The sequence below is a fragment of the Nocardiopsis sp. L17-MgMaSL7 genome (assembly GCF_003182025.1).
Taxonomy (GTDB): Bacteria; Actinomycetota; Actinomycetes; order Streptosporangiales; family Streptosporangiaceae; genus Nocardiopsis; species Nocardiopsis prasina.
In genome coordinates this window covers 132,294-147,320 of the sequence record NZ_QGTF01000014.1, presented here as the reverse complement: position 1 = coordinate 147,320, position 15,027 = coordinate 132,294, and the positions used below count along the sequence as shown (strand labels likewise).

Annotated in this window: 13 protein-coding genes; 3 read left to right on the top strand and 10 right to left on the bottom strand. The window is 71.2% G+C overall.

Annotated elements, in window-relative coordinates; genetic code table 11:
* Positions 1 to 657: 657 nt before the first annotated feature.
* Positions 658 to 1,956, bottom strand: a complete 1,299-nt coding sequence (gene tyrS / locus BDW27_RS22540) for a tyrosine--tRNA ligase (protein WP_017546620.1) — start codon at positions 1,954 to 1,956, stop codon at positions 658 to 660.
* 277 nt (positions 1,957 to 2,233) lie between these two features.
* On the opposite strand from tyrS, the gene BDW27_RS22535 reads away from it, so the two are divergent.
* From BDW27_RS22535 to BDW27_RS22525, 3 genes are all read left to right on the top strand, one after another.
* Positions 2,234 to 3,043 carry an alpha/beta fold hydrolase gene (locus BDW27_RS22535; protein WP_110051553.1) on the top strand — a complete coding sequence of 270 codons (810 nt, stop codon included), beginning with the start codon at positions 2,234 to 2,236 and terminating at the stop codon, positions 3,041 to 3,043.
* The gene (locus tag BDW27_RS22530; protein WP_110051551.1) at positions 3,036 to 3,626 is read left to right on the top strand and encodes a TetR/AcrR family transcriptional regulator; all 591 of its coding nucleotides are present in this window, start codon (positions 3,036 to 3,038) and stop codon (positions 3,624 to 3,626) included. The genes BDW27_RS22535 and BDW27_RS22530 overlap by 8 nt, the downstream gene beginning before the upstream one ends.
* Positions 3,627 to 3,730: 104 nt before the next feature.
* On the top strand, positions 3,731 to 4,456 hold the full coding sequence (locus tag BDW27_RS22525; protein WP_110051549.1) for an HNH endonuclease family protein: 726 nt from the start codon (positions 3,731 to 3,733) through the stop codon (positions 4,454 to 4,456).
* A 58-nt stretch (positions 4,457 to 4,514) separates the two neighbouring features.
* Here the strand turns inward: BDW27_RS22525 and BDW27_RS22520 are convergent, their stop codons facing one another.
* From BDW27_RS22520 to BDW27_RS22480, 9 genes are all read right to left on the bottom strand, one after another.
* Positions 4,515 to 5,021: a hypothetical protein gene (locus tag BDW27_RS22520; RefSeq protein WP_017546616.1), complete on the bottom strand. Its 507-nt coding sequence runs from the start codon at positions 5,019 to 5,021 to the stop codon at positions 4,515 to 4,517.
* Positions 5,022 to 5,211: 190 nt separating this feature from the next.
* On the bottom strand, positions 5,212 to 6,429 hold the full coding sequence (gene lhgO / locus BDW27_RS22515; RefSeq protein WP_110051547.1) for an L-2-hydroxyglutarate oxidase: 1,218 nt from the start codon (positions 6,427 to 6,429) through the stop codon (positions 5,212 to 5,214).
* Between the two features lie 74 nt (positions 6,430 to 6,503).
* On the bottom strand, positions 6,504 to 6,956 hold the full coding sequence (locus tag BDW27_RS22510; RefSeq protein ID WP_110051545.1) for a DUF742 domain-containing protein: 453 nt from the start codon (positions 6,954 to 6,956) through the stop codon (positions 6,504 to 6,506).
* Positions 6,946 to 9,363 (bottom strand): nitrate- and nitrite sensing domain-containing protein, encoded by a 2,418-nt coding sequence (locus BDW27_RS22505; RefSeq protein WP_110051543.1) that lies wholly within the window; start codon positions 9,361 to 9,363, stop codon positions 6,946 to 6,948. Before BDW27_RS22505 ends, BDW27_RS22510 begins: the two co-directional genes overlap by 11 nt.
* A gap of 270 nt (positions 9,364 to 9,633) precedes the next feature.
* The gene (locus BDW27_RS22500) at positions 9,634 to 10,551 is read right to left on the bottom strand and encodes a sirohydrochlorin chelatase (protein ID WP_110051542.1); all 918 of its coding nucleotides are present in this window, start codon (positions 10,549 to 10,551) and stop codon (positions 9,634 to 9,636) included.
* Positions 10,552 to 10,698: 147 nt separating this feature from the next.
* Complete coding sequence (locus BDW27_RS22495) at positions 10,699 to 11,319, bottom strand: ATP/GTP-binding protein (RefSeq protein ID WP_026129621.1); 621 nt, start codon at positions 11,317 to 11,319, stop codon at positions 10,699 to 10,701.
* On the bottom strand, positions 11,300 to 11,758 hold the full coding sequence (locus tag BDW27_RS22490) for a DUF742 domain-containing protein (protein WP_110051567.1): 459 nt from the start codon (positions 11,756 to 11,758) through the stop codon (positions 11,300 to 11,302). Before BDW27_RS22490 ends, BDW27_RS22495 begins: the two co-directional genes overlap by 20 nt.
* Before the next feature lie 47 nt (positions 11,759 to 11,805).
* Complete coding sequence (locus BDW27_RS22485) at positions 11,806 to 12,240, bottom strand: roadblock/LC7 domain-containing protein (RefSeq protein ID WP_017546610.1); 435 nt, start codon at positions 12,238 to 12,240, stop codon at positions 11,806 to 11,808.
* A gap of 1 nt (position 12,241) precedes the next feature.
* Positions 12,242 to 14,875 (bottom strand): nitrate- and nitrite sensing domain-containing protein, encoded by a 2,634-nt coding sequence (locus BDW27_RS22480; protein ID WP_233515884.1) that lies wholly within the window; start codon positions 14,873 to 14,875, stop codon positions 12,242 to 12,244.
* Positions 14,876 to 15,027: the final 152 nt, after the last annotated feature.

The following is a 15,027-nucleotide window of genomic DNA, read 5'->3' as shown; positions in this document are numbered from 1 at the left end:
GCCAAAACAAACATGGCTTAAAGAAAATCAAACACGCGCTGTTGAGTTCTCAAGAAACAATCACTCTTCCCGTACAAGCGCCAGAACCGAAGTCCCGTCTGCTCTTCCGGAGAAGGCTATTTGCGTTTCCGCTGTTGTGTCTTTACTTTATCAGGTGTTCCGCGCCCCGCCAAATCGGCGTTTTCGCTTCAAACCTGATCCGGAGAAAGAATTCCCGGTGCTTCGTCCGCTCTGCGTTTCCGCCGGGCTTTTGAAGCAACTCCCCGAGCTTACATGCCTCGAGCGACTGCTCGAACCACCGTGCTTGCGAGGAGGATGTCGGAGATCGCGGCCCGGTTCCGAGTCGAAGCCACGAAGGCCTCGCTCGCCGTCCCGCAGCGACTCGTTCGACTATAGAGGGGGTGGGTGCGGACGTCAACTCAGGACCCGGAACGAGCGCCGTCTCGGCGATCCGGGCCTCTGGCACCCCGCGCGCGGTCCTCACATCAGGCCCGCGCCGGTGACGTCGGCTGTAGTCAGACAACAACTGTGGTGCCCGAATCATCCCGAGGCCAAACCTGCGCCGAACGCGCCCATGAAAGTCGTGGACGGCGGCGAACGCGTGAGGGTCGGTCTCCCCCAGCGGGAAACCGACCCTCGTGCACGTGCGTCCGGGCGTCAGCCCTTGAGGACGACGCCACCGATGTTGCGCTTGCCCTTGCGGAGTACGACGAAGCGGTCGGCGAGCACGTCGTCCGCGCTCAGCGTGGCCTCCACGTCGGTGACCTTCACGTTGTTCACGTAGGCACCGCCCTCCTGGATGGCGCGGCGAGCCGCCGACTTACTGGGCGTCAGGCCGCTCAGCGCGAACAGATCGGTGACCAGCAGCTCCCCCACCGGGCCGTCGACCTCGGCCTTGGGCACCTCGGCCAGGGCGGCGTCCAGCGTGCGGCCGTCCAGCTCCGCCAGGTCCGCGCGGCCGAACAGCGCCAGGCTGGCGTCCTTGACCTTGCGAGTCTCCTCCTCACCGTGGACCAGCGTCGTCAGCGTCTCCGCGAGCGCGCGCTGCGCCGCACGGGCCTGCGGACGCTCCTCAGTCTGGCGCTCGAGGTCCTCGATCTCCTCACGGGAGAGGAAGCTGAACACCTTGAGGTAGCGGATGACGTCGCGGTCGTCCGCGTTGAACCAGAACTGGTAGAAGGCGTACGGCGAGGTCAGCTCGGGGTCGAGCCACACCGTGCCGGTCTCGGTCTTGCCGAACTTGGTGCCGTCGGCCTTCGTGAGCAGGTTCGTGGTCAGGGCGTGCGCCTGGCCGTGCGGCTCGTTCCCCTCGATCCGGCGGACCAGGTCCATTCCGGCGGTGATGTTGCCCCACTGGTCCGAGCCGCCCGTCTGGAGCGTGCAGCCGTAGCGGCGGTAGAGCTCGACGAAGTCGTAGGACTGGAGGAGGACGTAGCTGAACTCGGTGTAGCTCATGCCCTCACCGTCGAGGCGGCTCCTGACCGTCTCCCGGGCCAGCATCTGGTTGATGCTGAAGTGCTTTCCCACGTCCCGGAGCAGCTCGATCGCGTTCATCTGCCCCAGCCAGTCACCGTTGTTGGCGAGGATGGCGTCGGTCGGTCCGGCCTGTTCGCCCTCGGGGGTGAACCGCAGGAAGGCCGAGAGCTGCCCGGCCAGGTTCCCGACCCAGTCCAGCACCGTCTCCACCGAGTTCATCTGGCGCTCGGCGTTCGGCTTGGGGTCACCGATGAGGCCCGTGCCACCGCCGACGAGGGCGATGGGCCGGTGTCCGGCCTGCTGGAAGCGGGCCAGGGTGAGCGCCTGGGTGAGGTGTCCGACGTGGAGGCTGCCCGCGGTGGGGTCGAATCCGCAATAGAGGGTGATCGGACCATCGGCCAGCGCCTTGCGGAGTGCGTCAAGGTCGGTCGTCTGCGCGATCAGTCCGCGCCACTGGAGTTCGTCGATGATGTCGATCACTGTGTAGCTCTCTGTTGTGTAGGCGGGCCCTTCGGCCCGATCTGCCTAGCAGTGTAGGGCGGCCGTGCGCACGGGGCACCCGGTTATCCCTCACACGACCACGCTACCGGCCGAGTGTCGGCCCAGTTCACGTGGCCACGGGGACCTGCGGGGTACCGGCCCGAGAACCGCACCTTGACGCGATAGGCTAATGGCATTAGCTTTTTGGCTATGGGCATGAGCCACCGGGTTCGCCCCACCGAGTACAGGGTTCGCCCCACGGAGTAAGGACACCGTCATGCACCACCTCCAGCGCCCCGACGGGCGAATCGCCTACGACCTCCACGGAACCGGGAACACCGGAACGCTCGTGATCTGTGTGCCCGGCATGTTCGACCACCGCTCCTCCTTCCGGTTCGTCGCCGCCGCGCTCGCCGAGGCCGGGAACCGCGTGGCCGTCATGGACCTGCGCGGCCACGGGGACAGCGACACCACCTTCGACCGCTACGACAGCCGCGCGACCGCCGGTGACGTCGTCGCCCTGGCCGAGGAACTCGGTGGCGGGAGGGTGGTCGTCGCGGGCAACTCCATGGGCGCCGCGGCCGCGACCATCGCCGCGCTGGTCCGCCCCGACCTGGTGAGCGGTATCGCCCTGCTCGGCCCGTTCCTGCGACCCGGCGTCCAGAGCCGACTGGAGCGTGCCGCGCTGAGGATCCTCGTCTCCGGACCCTGGATGGCGCGCGGACTGACGATGGTCTACGACTCCCTGCACAAAGGACGCGTTCCCGAGGGGCACGCCGAGCAGAAGGCGCGCGTCCACGCGATGCTCCGCCCCGCCGAGCGACGTCGGGCCGTGGCCCGGACCATCGGGGTCACCAACGAGACGATCGACGACGCGAGCGGGCTGTCCGCTCGGGCCGTGGTGATCATGGGCGAACTGGACCCCGACTGGAAGGACCCCCGCGCGGAGGCCGACTGGGTGGCCTCCGTGGTTCGGGGCGAGGTGGTCATGGTCCCCGACTGCGGGCACTACGCGCAGTCCCAACGCCCCGACGTCGTGGTCCCCGCGCTCGTCGACCTGATCGAGAAGGCGGAAGCCGTTGCCTAGGGCGGGCCTGACCCCCGTGGTGGTCACGGCCGAGGCGGCGTCGCTCATCGACGAACGGGGGTTCGACAGCCTGTCCCTGGCGGCGCTGGCCAAGCGGTTGGGTGTGGCGACTCCGAGCCTGTACAAGCACGTCGACGGGTTGGACGGGCTGCGACGGGAGGTGTCCCTGCTCGCCGTGGGCGAGCTGGCCGAGCGGCTCCGGTCCGCCGCGACGGGCCGGTCCGGCCCCGGGGCCCTGCGGGAGGTGTTCGATGCCTACCGTCGCTACGCGCTGGAGTACCCGGGCCGCTACGTGTCGATCCAGCGGGCTCCGGCCCCGACGGACACCGAGGCGCGGGCGACCTTCGCACGACCCGTCGAGGTGATCGCCGCGGTGCTGCGCGGGTTCGCGATCCCCGAACGGCAGATGGTGCACACGATCCGCGCGCTGCGCAGCGCCGTGCACGGGTTCGTCGACCTGGAGACCCACGGGGGCTTCGGGCTGCCGGAGGACGTCGACGAGAGCTATGCCGTAATGGTGGAGGGCTTCGTCCGCGCCCTGGAGAACTGGCCCGGCCGCGACGAGGGGGCCAGGGAGATCTGACCCCGGGCGTCGTTACGGTCCGGGCCGGTGATGGGCCAAGCTTGAGGGACCCGGATCGGACGACCCGCCCGTCACGGGAGGCAAGACAGTGTTGGAGTTCCCCGATGGCCCAGAAATCCTCCCCCCGACCCCCCGCCAAGGGCGGGAAGCCCACCTCTCGACTGACCGCGATCATCAGTACCGTCGTCGGCGTCGTCGTGCTCGCCGCCTTCGTGCTGCAACAGCTGGGCGTGATCGACCTGGAGTTCGGTGAGTCCGGCACCGAGCCGCAGAGCTCCCCCGAGTCGGGTTCCTCCGACGTCGACCAGGCCAGGCAGCAGTTGGAGGAGATCCGGATCGAGGAGGAGAACGACCCGCCGGGATACGACCGCGCGCTGTTCCCGCACTGGGACTCCGGGGTCGAGGACAACTGCTCCACCCGTCAGGTCGTGCTGCTCCGCGACGGTGAGGACGTCCAGACCAACGACAACTGCCAGCCGGTCTCCGGTTCCTGGCACAGCCCCTACGACGGCGAGACCTTCACCGACGCGCAGGACATCGACATCGACCACATGGTGGCGCTCAAGGAGGGGTGGCGGTCCGGAGCCCACGCCTGGTCCACCGGGGAGCGCCAGGAGTTCGCGAACGACCTCGACTCCTCACAGCTGTGGGCGGTGAGCGCCTCGACCAACCGGTCCAAGGGTGACGCGGACCCGGCGAACTGGCTGCCGCCGCTGGAGTCCTCCCACTGCGACTACGTCGTGTCCTGGATCGAGGTCAAGCACAAGTGGGATCTGACCGCCGATCCCGAAGAGGAGACCGCGCTGCGCGAGGTCCTCTCCGGTTGCTGACGCGGCCCCCGGTCCGATGACCACGTGACGCGCTGGCCCGGCGGTCCGGGCCAGCGCCCTAGGCCGGGTTCTCCTGAGCCATCCCCCGGGCGGTCGCCAGGATCTCCTCCTCGCCGATCAGGCCGAAGGGATCTCGGACTTCGACGGCCACCCCCGGCGCGGGCGTCCAGAAGGCCTCGGACCCCCCGTACAGCCCCCCGGTGCCGTTGTTGTCGAAGTCGCCCAGCGCCCAGGTGTCCGGATCGCGCTCGTGGTAGCGGGTGAGGAAGGAGCGGACCGTCTCCAGGTCGGTGAGCTCCTCCCCCCTCAGGACCAGGACCTGGAGCAGCACCTCGAACCCGCCGCCCTCCCTGGCCTGTTCCCAGGCCCGTTGGGTGAAGGCGACGTCTCCCCACTCGTAGGTGAAGTCCGAAGCAGAGGCCTCTGGCCCGACCTGCGCGGGCAGGTGGCCGATGGTGAATCCGTCCAAGGGTCCTCCTCGGGGGCCGACGGCGGACACCGCCGCCGTGAGAACGAGTGCGAGCACGGTGGCGAGGGCCACCGGGGCCCACCTGGTCAGGCGCATGTCACCTCCACCGGCGCCCCCGGGACCGTCCCGGGGGTAACCGGTGATTCCATGCTCCGCCGGGCGGGCGGTCAGTACCAGAGTGTCCTCGAACCTGTGGATAACTCCGCTCCGACACACCCCGCCGGTCCGCTCCAAGGGGGTTCCCGTGCCCCGGGGTGGGCCTTCCTGGTCCCCCGCCTCAGCCGTCTCAGCCCGCGTTGACGTGGTGTTCGTACAGGAACTCGGCGATCGCCAGGGACGAGGTGGCCGCCGGGGAGGGCGCGTTGCGCACGCACACGACCCGACCGTGCGTGTCCACGTGGAAGTCGTCCAGGAGTCCGCCGTCCCGACCCAGGGCCTGGGCCCGCACACCGGCGGGGGCGGGACGCAGGTCGGCGGCGGTGAGTTCGGGGAGCAGGCGCCGGGCCTGGCCGGCGAACACGGCCTTGGAGGCGGACACCAGCGTCTCCCGGGCGCCGACGGTCCAGTGCTGGCGGGCCAGGCGCCAGAAGCCGGGCCAGGCGAGCGTCTGCGCGAACTCGCGGGCCCGCAGGTCGCGGGCTCGGTAACCCTCCCGGGCCAGGGCCAGGATGGCGTTGGGCCCCGCCATGACCTCGCCGTGCACGTGACGGGTCAGGTGCACGCCCAGGAACGGGTACCTGGGGTCGGGGACCGGGTAGAGCAGGCCGCGCACGAGGTCGCGGCGCTCGGGAACGAGTTCGTGGTAGTGGCCGCGGAAGGGGACGACCCTGGGGTCGGCGCCGCCGCCGGCCATGCGGGCGAGATGGTCGCTCTGGAGTCCGCCGCACAGGACCATGCGGTCGAACCGGTGGATGACCCGCTCTCCCTTGGGGTCCCCGGTCAGGGCCTCCGTGCCGTCGTGGTCCTGGCGGAGGTCGATGACGGGGGTGTTGAGCAGGACCCGGCCACCGGAGCGGCGCACGTCGTCGGCGAGCTGCTCGGCGACAGCGACGAAGTCCGTGATGGCGGTGGTGGGCGAGTGCAGCGCCCCGACGCCGACCGCGTGGGGTTCGATCTCGCGCAGTCCGTCGGGGCCCAGACGGGTGACGCCGGGGACGCCGTTCTCCCTCGCCCTGCCCTCGATGTCGTCCAGGCGCGCCTCCTCCTCGGCGTTCACCGCGACGAGGAGCTTGCCCGCCTCCTCGTAGGGCAGGCCGTTCTCCGCGCAGTAGTCCCTGAGCAGACCGACGCCCCTGCGGCAGAGGGTGGCCTTGAGTGACCCCGGGCGGTAGTAGAGCCCGGCGTGGACGACGCCGCTGTTGTGGCCGGTCTGGTGCGCGGCGACCCGGTTCTCCTTCTCCAGGACGGTGACTCGGGTGCCGGGGCGGTGGAGGGTGATGTGGCGGGCCAGGGCCAGTCCGACGATCCCCGCTCCGATGATGCCGATGTGTTCGGTGCTGCGCATGGGCGCACGCTAGCAACCCGGTGTCCGGCGCCCGGGCACCGGGTGACGAGGAACACGGGGCACGCGTCCGCGGATCACAGTGAACGCAGTCCCACCAGCACGGCGTGCAGGATGTCCTCGTGCCCCAGGGGGCGTGAGGGTCCGCAGCGCTGGAGCGCCCCCTCGGCGACCATGACGGTGACCATCGAGCGCACCTGTCCCATGGGGAGGCCGACCTCGGCGGCGAGCTCCGCCACCGTCCGGGCGCGCCTGGCGTGGTTGAGGATGGCCTCCCGCTCGGGGCGCAGCCACTCGTGGCGGCCGGGGGTGCGGGCGGCCACCACGAGGGTGAGCAGGTCGAGGTCGGCGGAGTCCGTGGGGCGCGGCGCGGCGCGTTCCGCGGTTCCGACGTCGACGGCGTAGGGGCGCAGGAACCTCTCGTTCCCCACGTCCTCTCCTTCGTCGGCGGGTCTGCGGCCGTTGCCGTCGGTGCGGTCGGCCGGGCCGCGTTCCGTCAGGCGACGGGCGCGGCGGCCCTCAGCGGTCACTGGGTCCTCCTGGTGGTGTCGGGAAGGGCGAGGTGTCGGTGGGCGCGGGACCGAAGGGGGCCTGTTCCCCGGAGTCGAACCGGACGGACGGCCCCGTGGTGCCGTCGCGGTTCTGCGGACCCGACGGGTGGTGCGGTTGCTGGGCGCCGGAGGACCCGTACGGCCCTCGCGGGTCCGAGGCCCCGATCCGGTAGTGCGCGCCGCTCGCTGGGCGGGGACCCGTCCGGGGCCGGGGGCCGGTGTGCGCCTGCGGACCGGTGTGCGCCTGCGGGCCGGTCCGGGAGCGGGGGTCGTGCTGGTCGGGGACCCCCTGGGGCCCGGACTGGCCGAACGGTCCCTGGGGTCCCGTCTGCTGGCCGGTTCCCTGTCCGGTCAGGTGGCTCAGCGCGCCCGGGAAGGCGGGCACCCCCGCCGGGGCCCCGGTGACCGGGACCGGGTTGTCCGCGGGCTCCAGCAGGCTGTCCGGGATGAGCGCCGTGGCCAGGGTCCCGCCGTAGGGCGAGGGGTGCAGCCACACGCGGATGCCGTGCCGTTCGGCCAGGCGCGCCACGACGAACAGCCCCAGCCTCGGGTCGTCAGGAAGAGCCATGACGTCGAACTCCGGCGGCCGTGTGAGCGTGCGCTCGGCCGCCGCGTAGCCCTGCTCGGACATACCCAGCCCGCGGTCCTCGATCTCCACCACGAGTCCGCCGCCGACCGGGGCGCAACCCATGTCCACGGTGGTCCCGGCAGGAGAGAACTGGGTGGCGTTCTCCACCAGTTCGGCGAGGAGGTGAACGACGTCCGCCACCACCTGGCCGTGCATGAGTACCCGGGGCGCGGAGGTCAGCCGAACGCGTTCGAAGTCCTCGGTCTCGGCGATGGAGGCGCGCAGCACGTCCACGAGGGGGCGGGGCTGGCGCCAACGGCGCGCGGACTGGCCGCCGCCCAGGATGATGAGGTTGTCCGCGTAGCGGCGGGCGCGGGTCGCCAGGTGGTCCAGACGGAAGAGTCGGCGCAGCGCCTCGGGGTCCTGCTCCTTGTACTCGATCTCGTCGAGCAGGCGCAGTTGGCGCTGGACCAGGGTCTGGTTGCGGAAGGCGATCCCCAGGAAGGCGCGGTTGGCGCCCCTGCGGATCTCGGCCTGGCGGACGGCGGCCTCCACCGCGGTGATCTGGGCGCTGTCGAAGGCGTCGGCGACCTGGCCGATCTCGTCGTCTCCCTCCTCGTCCAGGGCCGGGAGTTCGTCCACGACGTCGACTTTGTCCCCGCGCTGGGCCCGCTCGATGATGTCGGGCAGGTCGGCGTCGCGGTCCAGGATCTGTTCACGCAGACAGGTGAGGCGTTCGGTGAGGCGGCGCGAGGACCGGCCCACGAGCGCGATGGCGACCACCCCGCCGAGCAGGGTCACGGTGGCGGCCGCGACTCCGAGCGTGACCCTGAGCAGGGCCGCGCTCCAGGCCAGGTCCACGGTGCGTTCGATCTGGGCCCGGGCGATGCCGTCCAGGGACCGGGCCGCGACGGCGGAGGAAGTGTCCCAGTCGTTGGCCTCGATGTCGATGGCGGAGTTCCACTCGGTGAGGGGTTCCTGGCCAGGGAGGGCCTCGTCGTTCTGCGCGACCGGGGGCCGTGTGACGACCCTGCGGCTGAACCCCTCCGCCCTGGTCCACGCGTCGTCCTGGACCAGAGCCTCGTGGGCCGCGCGGACGCTGGGGTGCATGGCGTGGCTGACGGTGTCGAGGGTGGCGCGGTAGGAGGCGGTGAGGAAGGTGAAGTGGGCCGTCTCCTCGTAGGTCATCCGCTCCGCCGCGATGACCCCGGCGAGCAGGGCGTCGGCCGTCGAGTACTCCTCGCGGGCGGAGAGGAGTTCCCTGGTGAGTACGGCGTCGGTGAGGTTCTCCCCGCCGTCGGTGGTGTGCAACAGCGCGATGACGGTGTCAGTGAGGGTCCCCAGCAGGTCGCTGTAGCCGCTGAGGGCCTCCTCCCGGTTGGCCGTGCGGGCGTCGACCGTGGAGCGCAGGGCCTCGAGGCGATCCGGGGCGCCGGTCACCAGCGCGGCGTTGCGGTTCACCTCGATGTCCCGGCCGTCCTCCAGCCCCTCGGCGAGGGCCACGGCCTCCACCAGGACGTCGTCGGTGCTGGCCCGCTGCTCCTCCAGGTCGTCCTGGTGGGTCGCCTCCCCTCCGCCGTCCTGGACGCCCAGGTGGACCATGGACAGGCGGCGTTCGGCCCGGAGTTCCGTCGCCACCCGGGACAGGACCTCGGTGCCCTCGCGGGCCTGGCCCACGGCGCTCATGAGCTGGGCGGCCTGCGCGGTCCCGAGTGTGGCCACGATGAGCCAGAGCGCGAGGAAGCACAGGCTCGGGATGAGCACGATCCGGGTGAGCTGCCCGCGGATCGTCCGGGTGGACGCGTGTGTTCTTCGCAATGGCCCCCTCCAGCCCGTGCGGGTGCCGGGGCGTCCTGGGGAGGTGCCTCGGCGGCTTTCGGTCCTGCCGAGGCTATCGAAAAACCATTGCCGTACGTTGTCAAACAATCACGACTAGTTATCCGAGCTTGTGGGGAGGGCCGCCGGGCGCGTCCGGGGACGGTTCGTGTCCACGATGAAGGGGCAGGTCACCGCCGATCAACGCGACAGGGCCGCCCGGTGGTCCGGGCGGCCCTGTTCGACGGGGTCCTGGCGGGGCGTGTCGCGGGATCAGGACTCCGGACGGTGTCGGGAACCCACCGGGGCGGGCAGCTCCTCGGCGGTGGGCGGCTGCTCCACACCGAGCGAGTTGAGCACCTCGGCGTAGCGCAGCGCGGCGATCTTGCCCAGGAGGCTGTCCGCCCCCAGGGGAGCCCCGGGACGGGCTCCGTGGCGCTCGGCGAGGTCGGCCAGGTAGTGGGCCGGGATCTCGGGGCCGAGGGCGCTGGGCGCGATGACCGGGCGCTGACACCCGCCCTGGCGCAGCTGGGCCACGACCTGCTCGATCGAGGCCTCGTTCTCCAGGTCGGCCGGGAGCACCGTCAGCCCGAGCCGGGCCGCGAGCAGCACGGCGGTGACGCCGGCCGCTCCCACGGCGCCCTCTCCGCCCACGGCACCGACGACGACGCCGTCCGCCATGGTGGTGTTGCGGGCGGTCACGCTGATCAGGCGCATGCGGTCGGCGCGCACGAACCCGGCCTCGGCCAGACGCAGGTGCAGCACTTCGGCCAGCATGGGGTGCGGGCCCAGGCCCTCGGTGACGCGGACGTCGGCCCCGGTCGAGGCCACGGCCGCCGCCACCGCGGCGTTGGTGCCCCCGTGCGGCGCCGTGACCAGGGGGACCACGACGCCGGCGAGTGGCCGTTCGTCGGACTTCTCCAGGTCGGCCAGGGCCTCTTCGATACCCAGTTCGTGGCCCTCGGTGTGCCCGAACCTGATGGTGACCTCGGGGCGGTAGGCCCGGACGAGATCGGCCATTCGGGCACCGATCAACTCACCTTCGGCGTCCCTGGCCTGTTCGGCCGTGCCCGGGACCGCCATGATCAGTGTGGGGGTACCGAACCAGTTGTCGAAGGACAGCGGGTTGCGGTGGCGTCCGGAACGCCGCTTGGGCAGTTCGCGTGGGGGAAGTCGGTCAGAGTTTCGCATACCAGGATTCAGACGAGAAGTGGATGGGGCGCGCTGTCAAAGCGGGTGGTCACTGCCGCGACATTGTAGCGTTCAACACCACATTCACGGGCGTTTCTCCCGAACGTACAACGGACCGACCCGGCTCGGACTGGCGGGGTCGCCCGGTCAGCCGCTCAGTACCGGGCGACGGCTGTTGATGACGTGGGTGACCAGCTGGACGAGGACGTCCTTGGACGACTCCCGTTCCCTGGCGTCCGCCATCAGCAGCGGTACCTCCGCCGGGATGTCCAGCGCCTCGCGCACCTCCTCCGGCTCGTAGTGGGCCGCCCCGTCGAACTGGTTGACCGCGACCGCGAACGGCACTCCCCGGCGTTCGAAGAAGTCCACCGCGTGGAAGCACGTGTCCAGCCGACGGGTGTCGGCCAGTACCACGGCGCCCAGGGCGCCCTCCACCAGCTCGTCCCACATGAACCAGAAACGGTCCTGTCCCGGTGTGCCGAACAGGTACAGCACGATGTCGTCGTTGATCGTGATGCGGCCGAAGTCCAGCGCGACCGTCGTGGTGGTCTTGTTCTCCACTCCCCCGAGGTCGTCGACCCCCTGGCTGGCCTCGGTCATCACCTCCTCGGTGCTGAGAGGGGTGATCTCGCTGACGGAGGCCACCATCGTCGTCTTGCCTGCGCCGAACCCTCCGGCGATGATGATCTTGACCGCTTGGGGTATCGCCTCCGGCGCCTCACGCGCGTCCTGCGTACCCGGTCGGTTCTCAGAGTCTGCGGATGCCATCGAGTACCGCCTGAAGTACTTTCTTCTCGGGAAGCTGGGTCACGGGCGTCGCTGCCCGGGTGTGCACGTCGCCCTCGGCCACCAGGTCTCCCAGGAGCACCTTGACCACCGTCAGGGGGATGTCCAGGCGCGCGGAGATCTCCGCGACCGAGATGGGCCTGCGGCACAGGGCCAGGATCGCCTGGAGCTCGGGGTCGCGGACGCGGTCGTCGAGGTCGGGGGCGGCCATCACGATCGTGATCAGGTCCAGCCCGCGTCCGGCGCTGCCGGGCCGGGTCCTGCCCCGGGTCATCGTGTAGGGACGGACCAGCGGACCGGCCGGGGCGTCGCCAGCGGTGGCCCCGGCCGCCGGCCCCTCGGAGGTGGGGTGCCCTCTGCCCCGGTGCCAGGTGGGGTGCGTGCGCCGCGCCGGGCCCGCACCCTCCCGATCTCCTCTCATCGGCGGCACGCTCGACAGCGGGCCGCCGCGCTGTTCGCCCGGGGTGTTCACGAACTCCCGCCTCCCATCGCCGTGAGGTGGCCCGGGCGCCGTGGCGGCGCGGTGAGGAACTGGCCCACCCTCTTGACCCGGAGGTTCATCTCGTAGGCGACCAGTCCGACGTCGGCGTCCTCCGTTGCCAGGACGGCCAGACAGGCCCCGGTGCCCGCCGCGGTGACGAACAGGTACGAGTGCTCCATCTCCACGACGGTCTGGCGGACGTCGCCGCCGCCGAAGTGACGCCCGGTGCCCCGGGCCAGGCTCTGGAACGCGGAGGCCACCGCGGAAAGATGCTCGGCGTCGTCCGAGACCAGTCCCCGGGAGCGCCCGAGCAGCAGTCCGTCGGCCGACAGCACGATCGCGTGGCTGGCGCCCACGACGCGGTCGACCAGGTCGTCCAGGAGCCAGTCCAGGTTGTCCGCGGCCTTGCTCATGCCCACCATCTCAGTCGCTCTCTCCTGTGTGGTCGTCGGCGCCTGCACCGACCTGGTCATCACTGCTGTGTCCGAGTCCGTCGCGGCCGATCTCCTCGGCTCGACCGCGTCGGGTTCCGGCGCTGAAAGCGTCCATCATGCGGCGTGCCTGTTCGGGGCTTCGCTGCGACACCGGTTCGGAGCCGGGCGGGCCCGCCCCGGTCGAGGGGTCGTCGCGGAGCTGGGGTGCGAGGTTGGCCTGCCGCCTGCGGCGGGGCAGCCCCGCCCGGTCCGGTCTGGATCCGGTTCCCGTCTCGTCTCCTCCTCTTCGGGGCAGGGGCGCGTTGACGCTGGGCCGGGACGGTCCGGGCGCGGGCCCGGGGTCCGGCGTGGGATCGGGCTCGGGTGTCAGGTCCGGCACCTGACGCAGCAGAGGACCCCCGGGGGCGTGGTCGTCCGTCCCGTCGCCGGGGCGCCGGTCGTCGTGCTCGGGGACCGACCGCAGGACGGGGCGGGCGTGACGGGGACCCGACTCCGCGGCCAGCAGGTCGGCGGGGGCGTCATGGTCGTCGCCCGCCTGGGGTTCGGGGTTCACGCCGCTGGAGCGGGCAAGCACCGCCGCCCGGGGGCGCTCCACCGGGGCGCCGCCGCTGGAGACCACCAGGGCGTTGGGCACGAGCACCACGGCGCGGGTTCCTCCGTAGGGCGAGTGCCGCAGCTGCACCCCGATCTCGTGCTTGAGCGCGAGCCGGGCCACGACGAACAGGCCGAGGCGGCCGTCCGTTCCGGGGGTCATGACGTCGAACTCCGGCGCCTCGGCGAGCGTGGCGTTGTTCTCGTCCAGGACCTCCTCCGTCATGCCCAGACCCCGGTCCTCGATCTCGATCACCACGCCCTTGGGGACGTTGTCGGTGGCGATGGTGACGTTGGTGTGCGGCGGTGAGTAGGCGGTGGCGTTCTCGACCAGTTCCGCGAGCAGGTGGATGACGTCGGCGACGACCGCTCCCACCAGTGACAGGTCCGGCACGGAGGTGAGTTCGACCCGGGCGTACTCGTCGGTCTCGGAGATGGCGCCGCGCAGGATGTCCACGAGCGGGACGGGGTGGCGCCAGCGCCGGCCGGGCTGGGCGCCGCCGAGGATGATGAGGTTCTCGGCGTGACGGCGGCCCCGGGTCGCGAGGTGGTCGAGCTGGAAGAGGCTCTCCAGCAGGTCCGGGTCCTCCTCCTCCCGCTCCACGCGGTCCAGGAGTTGGAGCTGACGTTGCACGAGGGACTGGTTGCGGTGGGCGATGCCGAGGAAGACCCGGCTGACGCCCGCGCGGATGTCGGACTGCTTGACGGCGGCGCCGACGGCGGTGCGCTGGGCGATGTTGAAGGCGTCGGCCACCTGCCCGACCTCGTCGGTTCCGTGGTCGAGCTGCTTCATCTCGGTGTCGAGGTCCACGCTCTCACCCGCCTCCAGACGGCGCACGATGCGGGGGAGGTCGCTGCGGGCGATCCCCAGTGTCTCCGCCCGGAGCCTGGCCAGCCGGTAGGTGAGGCGGCTGGCCGAGCTGGCGGCCACCCCGTAGGCGACCGTTCCGGCGAACAGGGAGGTGATACCGCCGCCGAGGGCCATCGTGAACATCCACGAGCTGGCCTCCTCGGTGGAGGTGACCACGCTGTCCACGCGGTCGGTGGTGACCTCGGCGAGCCCGGTGTTGACCTCGTCGGCCGCCTCGCGCCAGTCGCCGAGGCCGCGCGGCGGGGTGCGGTCGCGGTCGAACTCCCCGGTGAGGGGGTCGATCTCCACGGGCGCCTCGTGTTGGACCAGGGTGTCGGCGATCCCCATGGCCTCCACCCACGCGGCGCCGCGGGTGATCCGTTCGATGCGGGAGGCCTGGTCCTCCTCCTGGGTGGCGGTGCCGGGGGCCGCCCCGGCCTCCACCGGAGCCCCGGGGCCCTGGTCGTCGGGAAGTTCCTCGGGCGACTCCTCCGCGCTCAGGCGGCGGCGCGTGTCACCCGCGAGTGAGGCGATCTCGGCCTGGTGGGAGCGGGTGAGGTCGTTCTCCGCCTGAACCGCGGTGATGAGGGCGTCGACGTGGCCGAAGCTCTCCTGGGACCACAGCAGGTTGTCGGCCTCGGAGGCGGCGTCGGAGACGAGCCCGTCGTCCAGCCCCTGGACGGTGGCCGAGTAGAGGCGGATGCCCTGTTCGATCGCACCGGTGTAGGTGTCCAGGACGTCCGTCACCGCGCCCGGGTCGGCGAGGTTGTCGGTGCGCAGCGCCTGAACGTCCTCCAGGGATCCGAAGAACGCCAGGGCCAGTGGCTCGGGTTCGCCGCGACCGCCCTCCAGGGTGTCGCGCACCTGGCGGAGCTGGGCGAGGGCCTCGTCGGTGGTCCGAGCGGCGTCGACCAGCGCCTGTCGGCTGTCGCCGCCGGGGTCGGTCACGAACTCGACGCCGAGTCGGCGCTCGTCCTGGAGCGCGGTGAGCGCTCCGGCGAGGTCGGCCCCCGCTCGACCGTCCGTGACGGAGTGGTGCAGCGACACCGCCTGGGCGAGTGTGGCCGTGCTGAGCAGGATGAACAGCGCGAGGAAGGTGACACTGGGAATCAGCACGATCCGGTTGAGCTGTGTCCTGATCCCGGGGCCGTTCCCGGTCTTGGGCCCGCGACCCGTGCTCACTGGCTGACCCACTGCGCTCCTCCCACGGACTCGACGCGGGCACCGGAGACCACGCTTGGTGCGTGCCGGTCCCCGCACGGGTCGTCACGGTACGCGCAGATGGAAACACGTGCGGTGTCCGCAGACTCTGGACGCTACCGCACTCTTCCCTC

Coding starts and splice junctions, on each gene's coding strand:
- BDW27_RS22535 (WP_110051553.1), top strand. CDS start 2,234: ATGCACCACCTCCAGCGCCCCGACGGGCGAATCGCCTACGACCTCCAC.
- BDW27_RS22500 (WP_110051542.1), bottom strand. CDS start 10,551: ATGCGAAACTCTGACCGACTTCCCCCACGCGAACTGCCCAAGCGGCGT.
- BDW27_RS22495 (WP_026129621.1), bottom strand. CDS start 11,319: ATGGCATCCGCAGACTCTGAGAACCGACCGGGTACGCAGGACGCGCGT.
- BDW27_RS22525 (WP_110051549.1), top strand. CDS start 3,731: ATGGCCCAGAAATCCTCCCCCCGACCCCCCGCCAAGGGCGGGAAGCCC.
- BDW27_RS22485 (WP_017546610.1), bottom strand. CDS start 12,240: ATGGTGGGCATGAGCAAGGCCGCGGACAACCTGGACTGGCTCCTGGAC.
- lhgO (WP_110051547.1), bottom strand. CDS start 6,429: ATGCGCAGCACCGAACACATCGGCATCATCGGAGCGGGGATCGTCGGA.
- BDW27_RS22520 (WP_017546616.1), bottom strand. CDS start 5,021: ATGCGCCTGACCAGGTGGGCCCCGGTGGCCCTCGCCACCGTGCTCGCA.
- BDW27_RS22490 (WP_110051567.1), bottom strand. CDS start 11,758: ATGAGAGGAGATCGGGAGGGTGCGGGCCCGGCGCGGCGCACGCACCCC.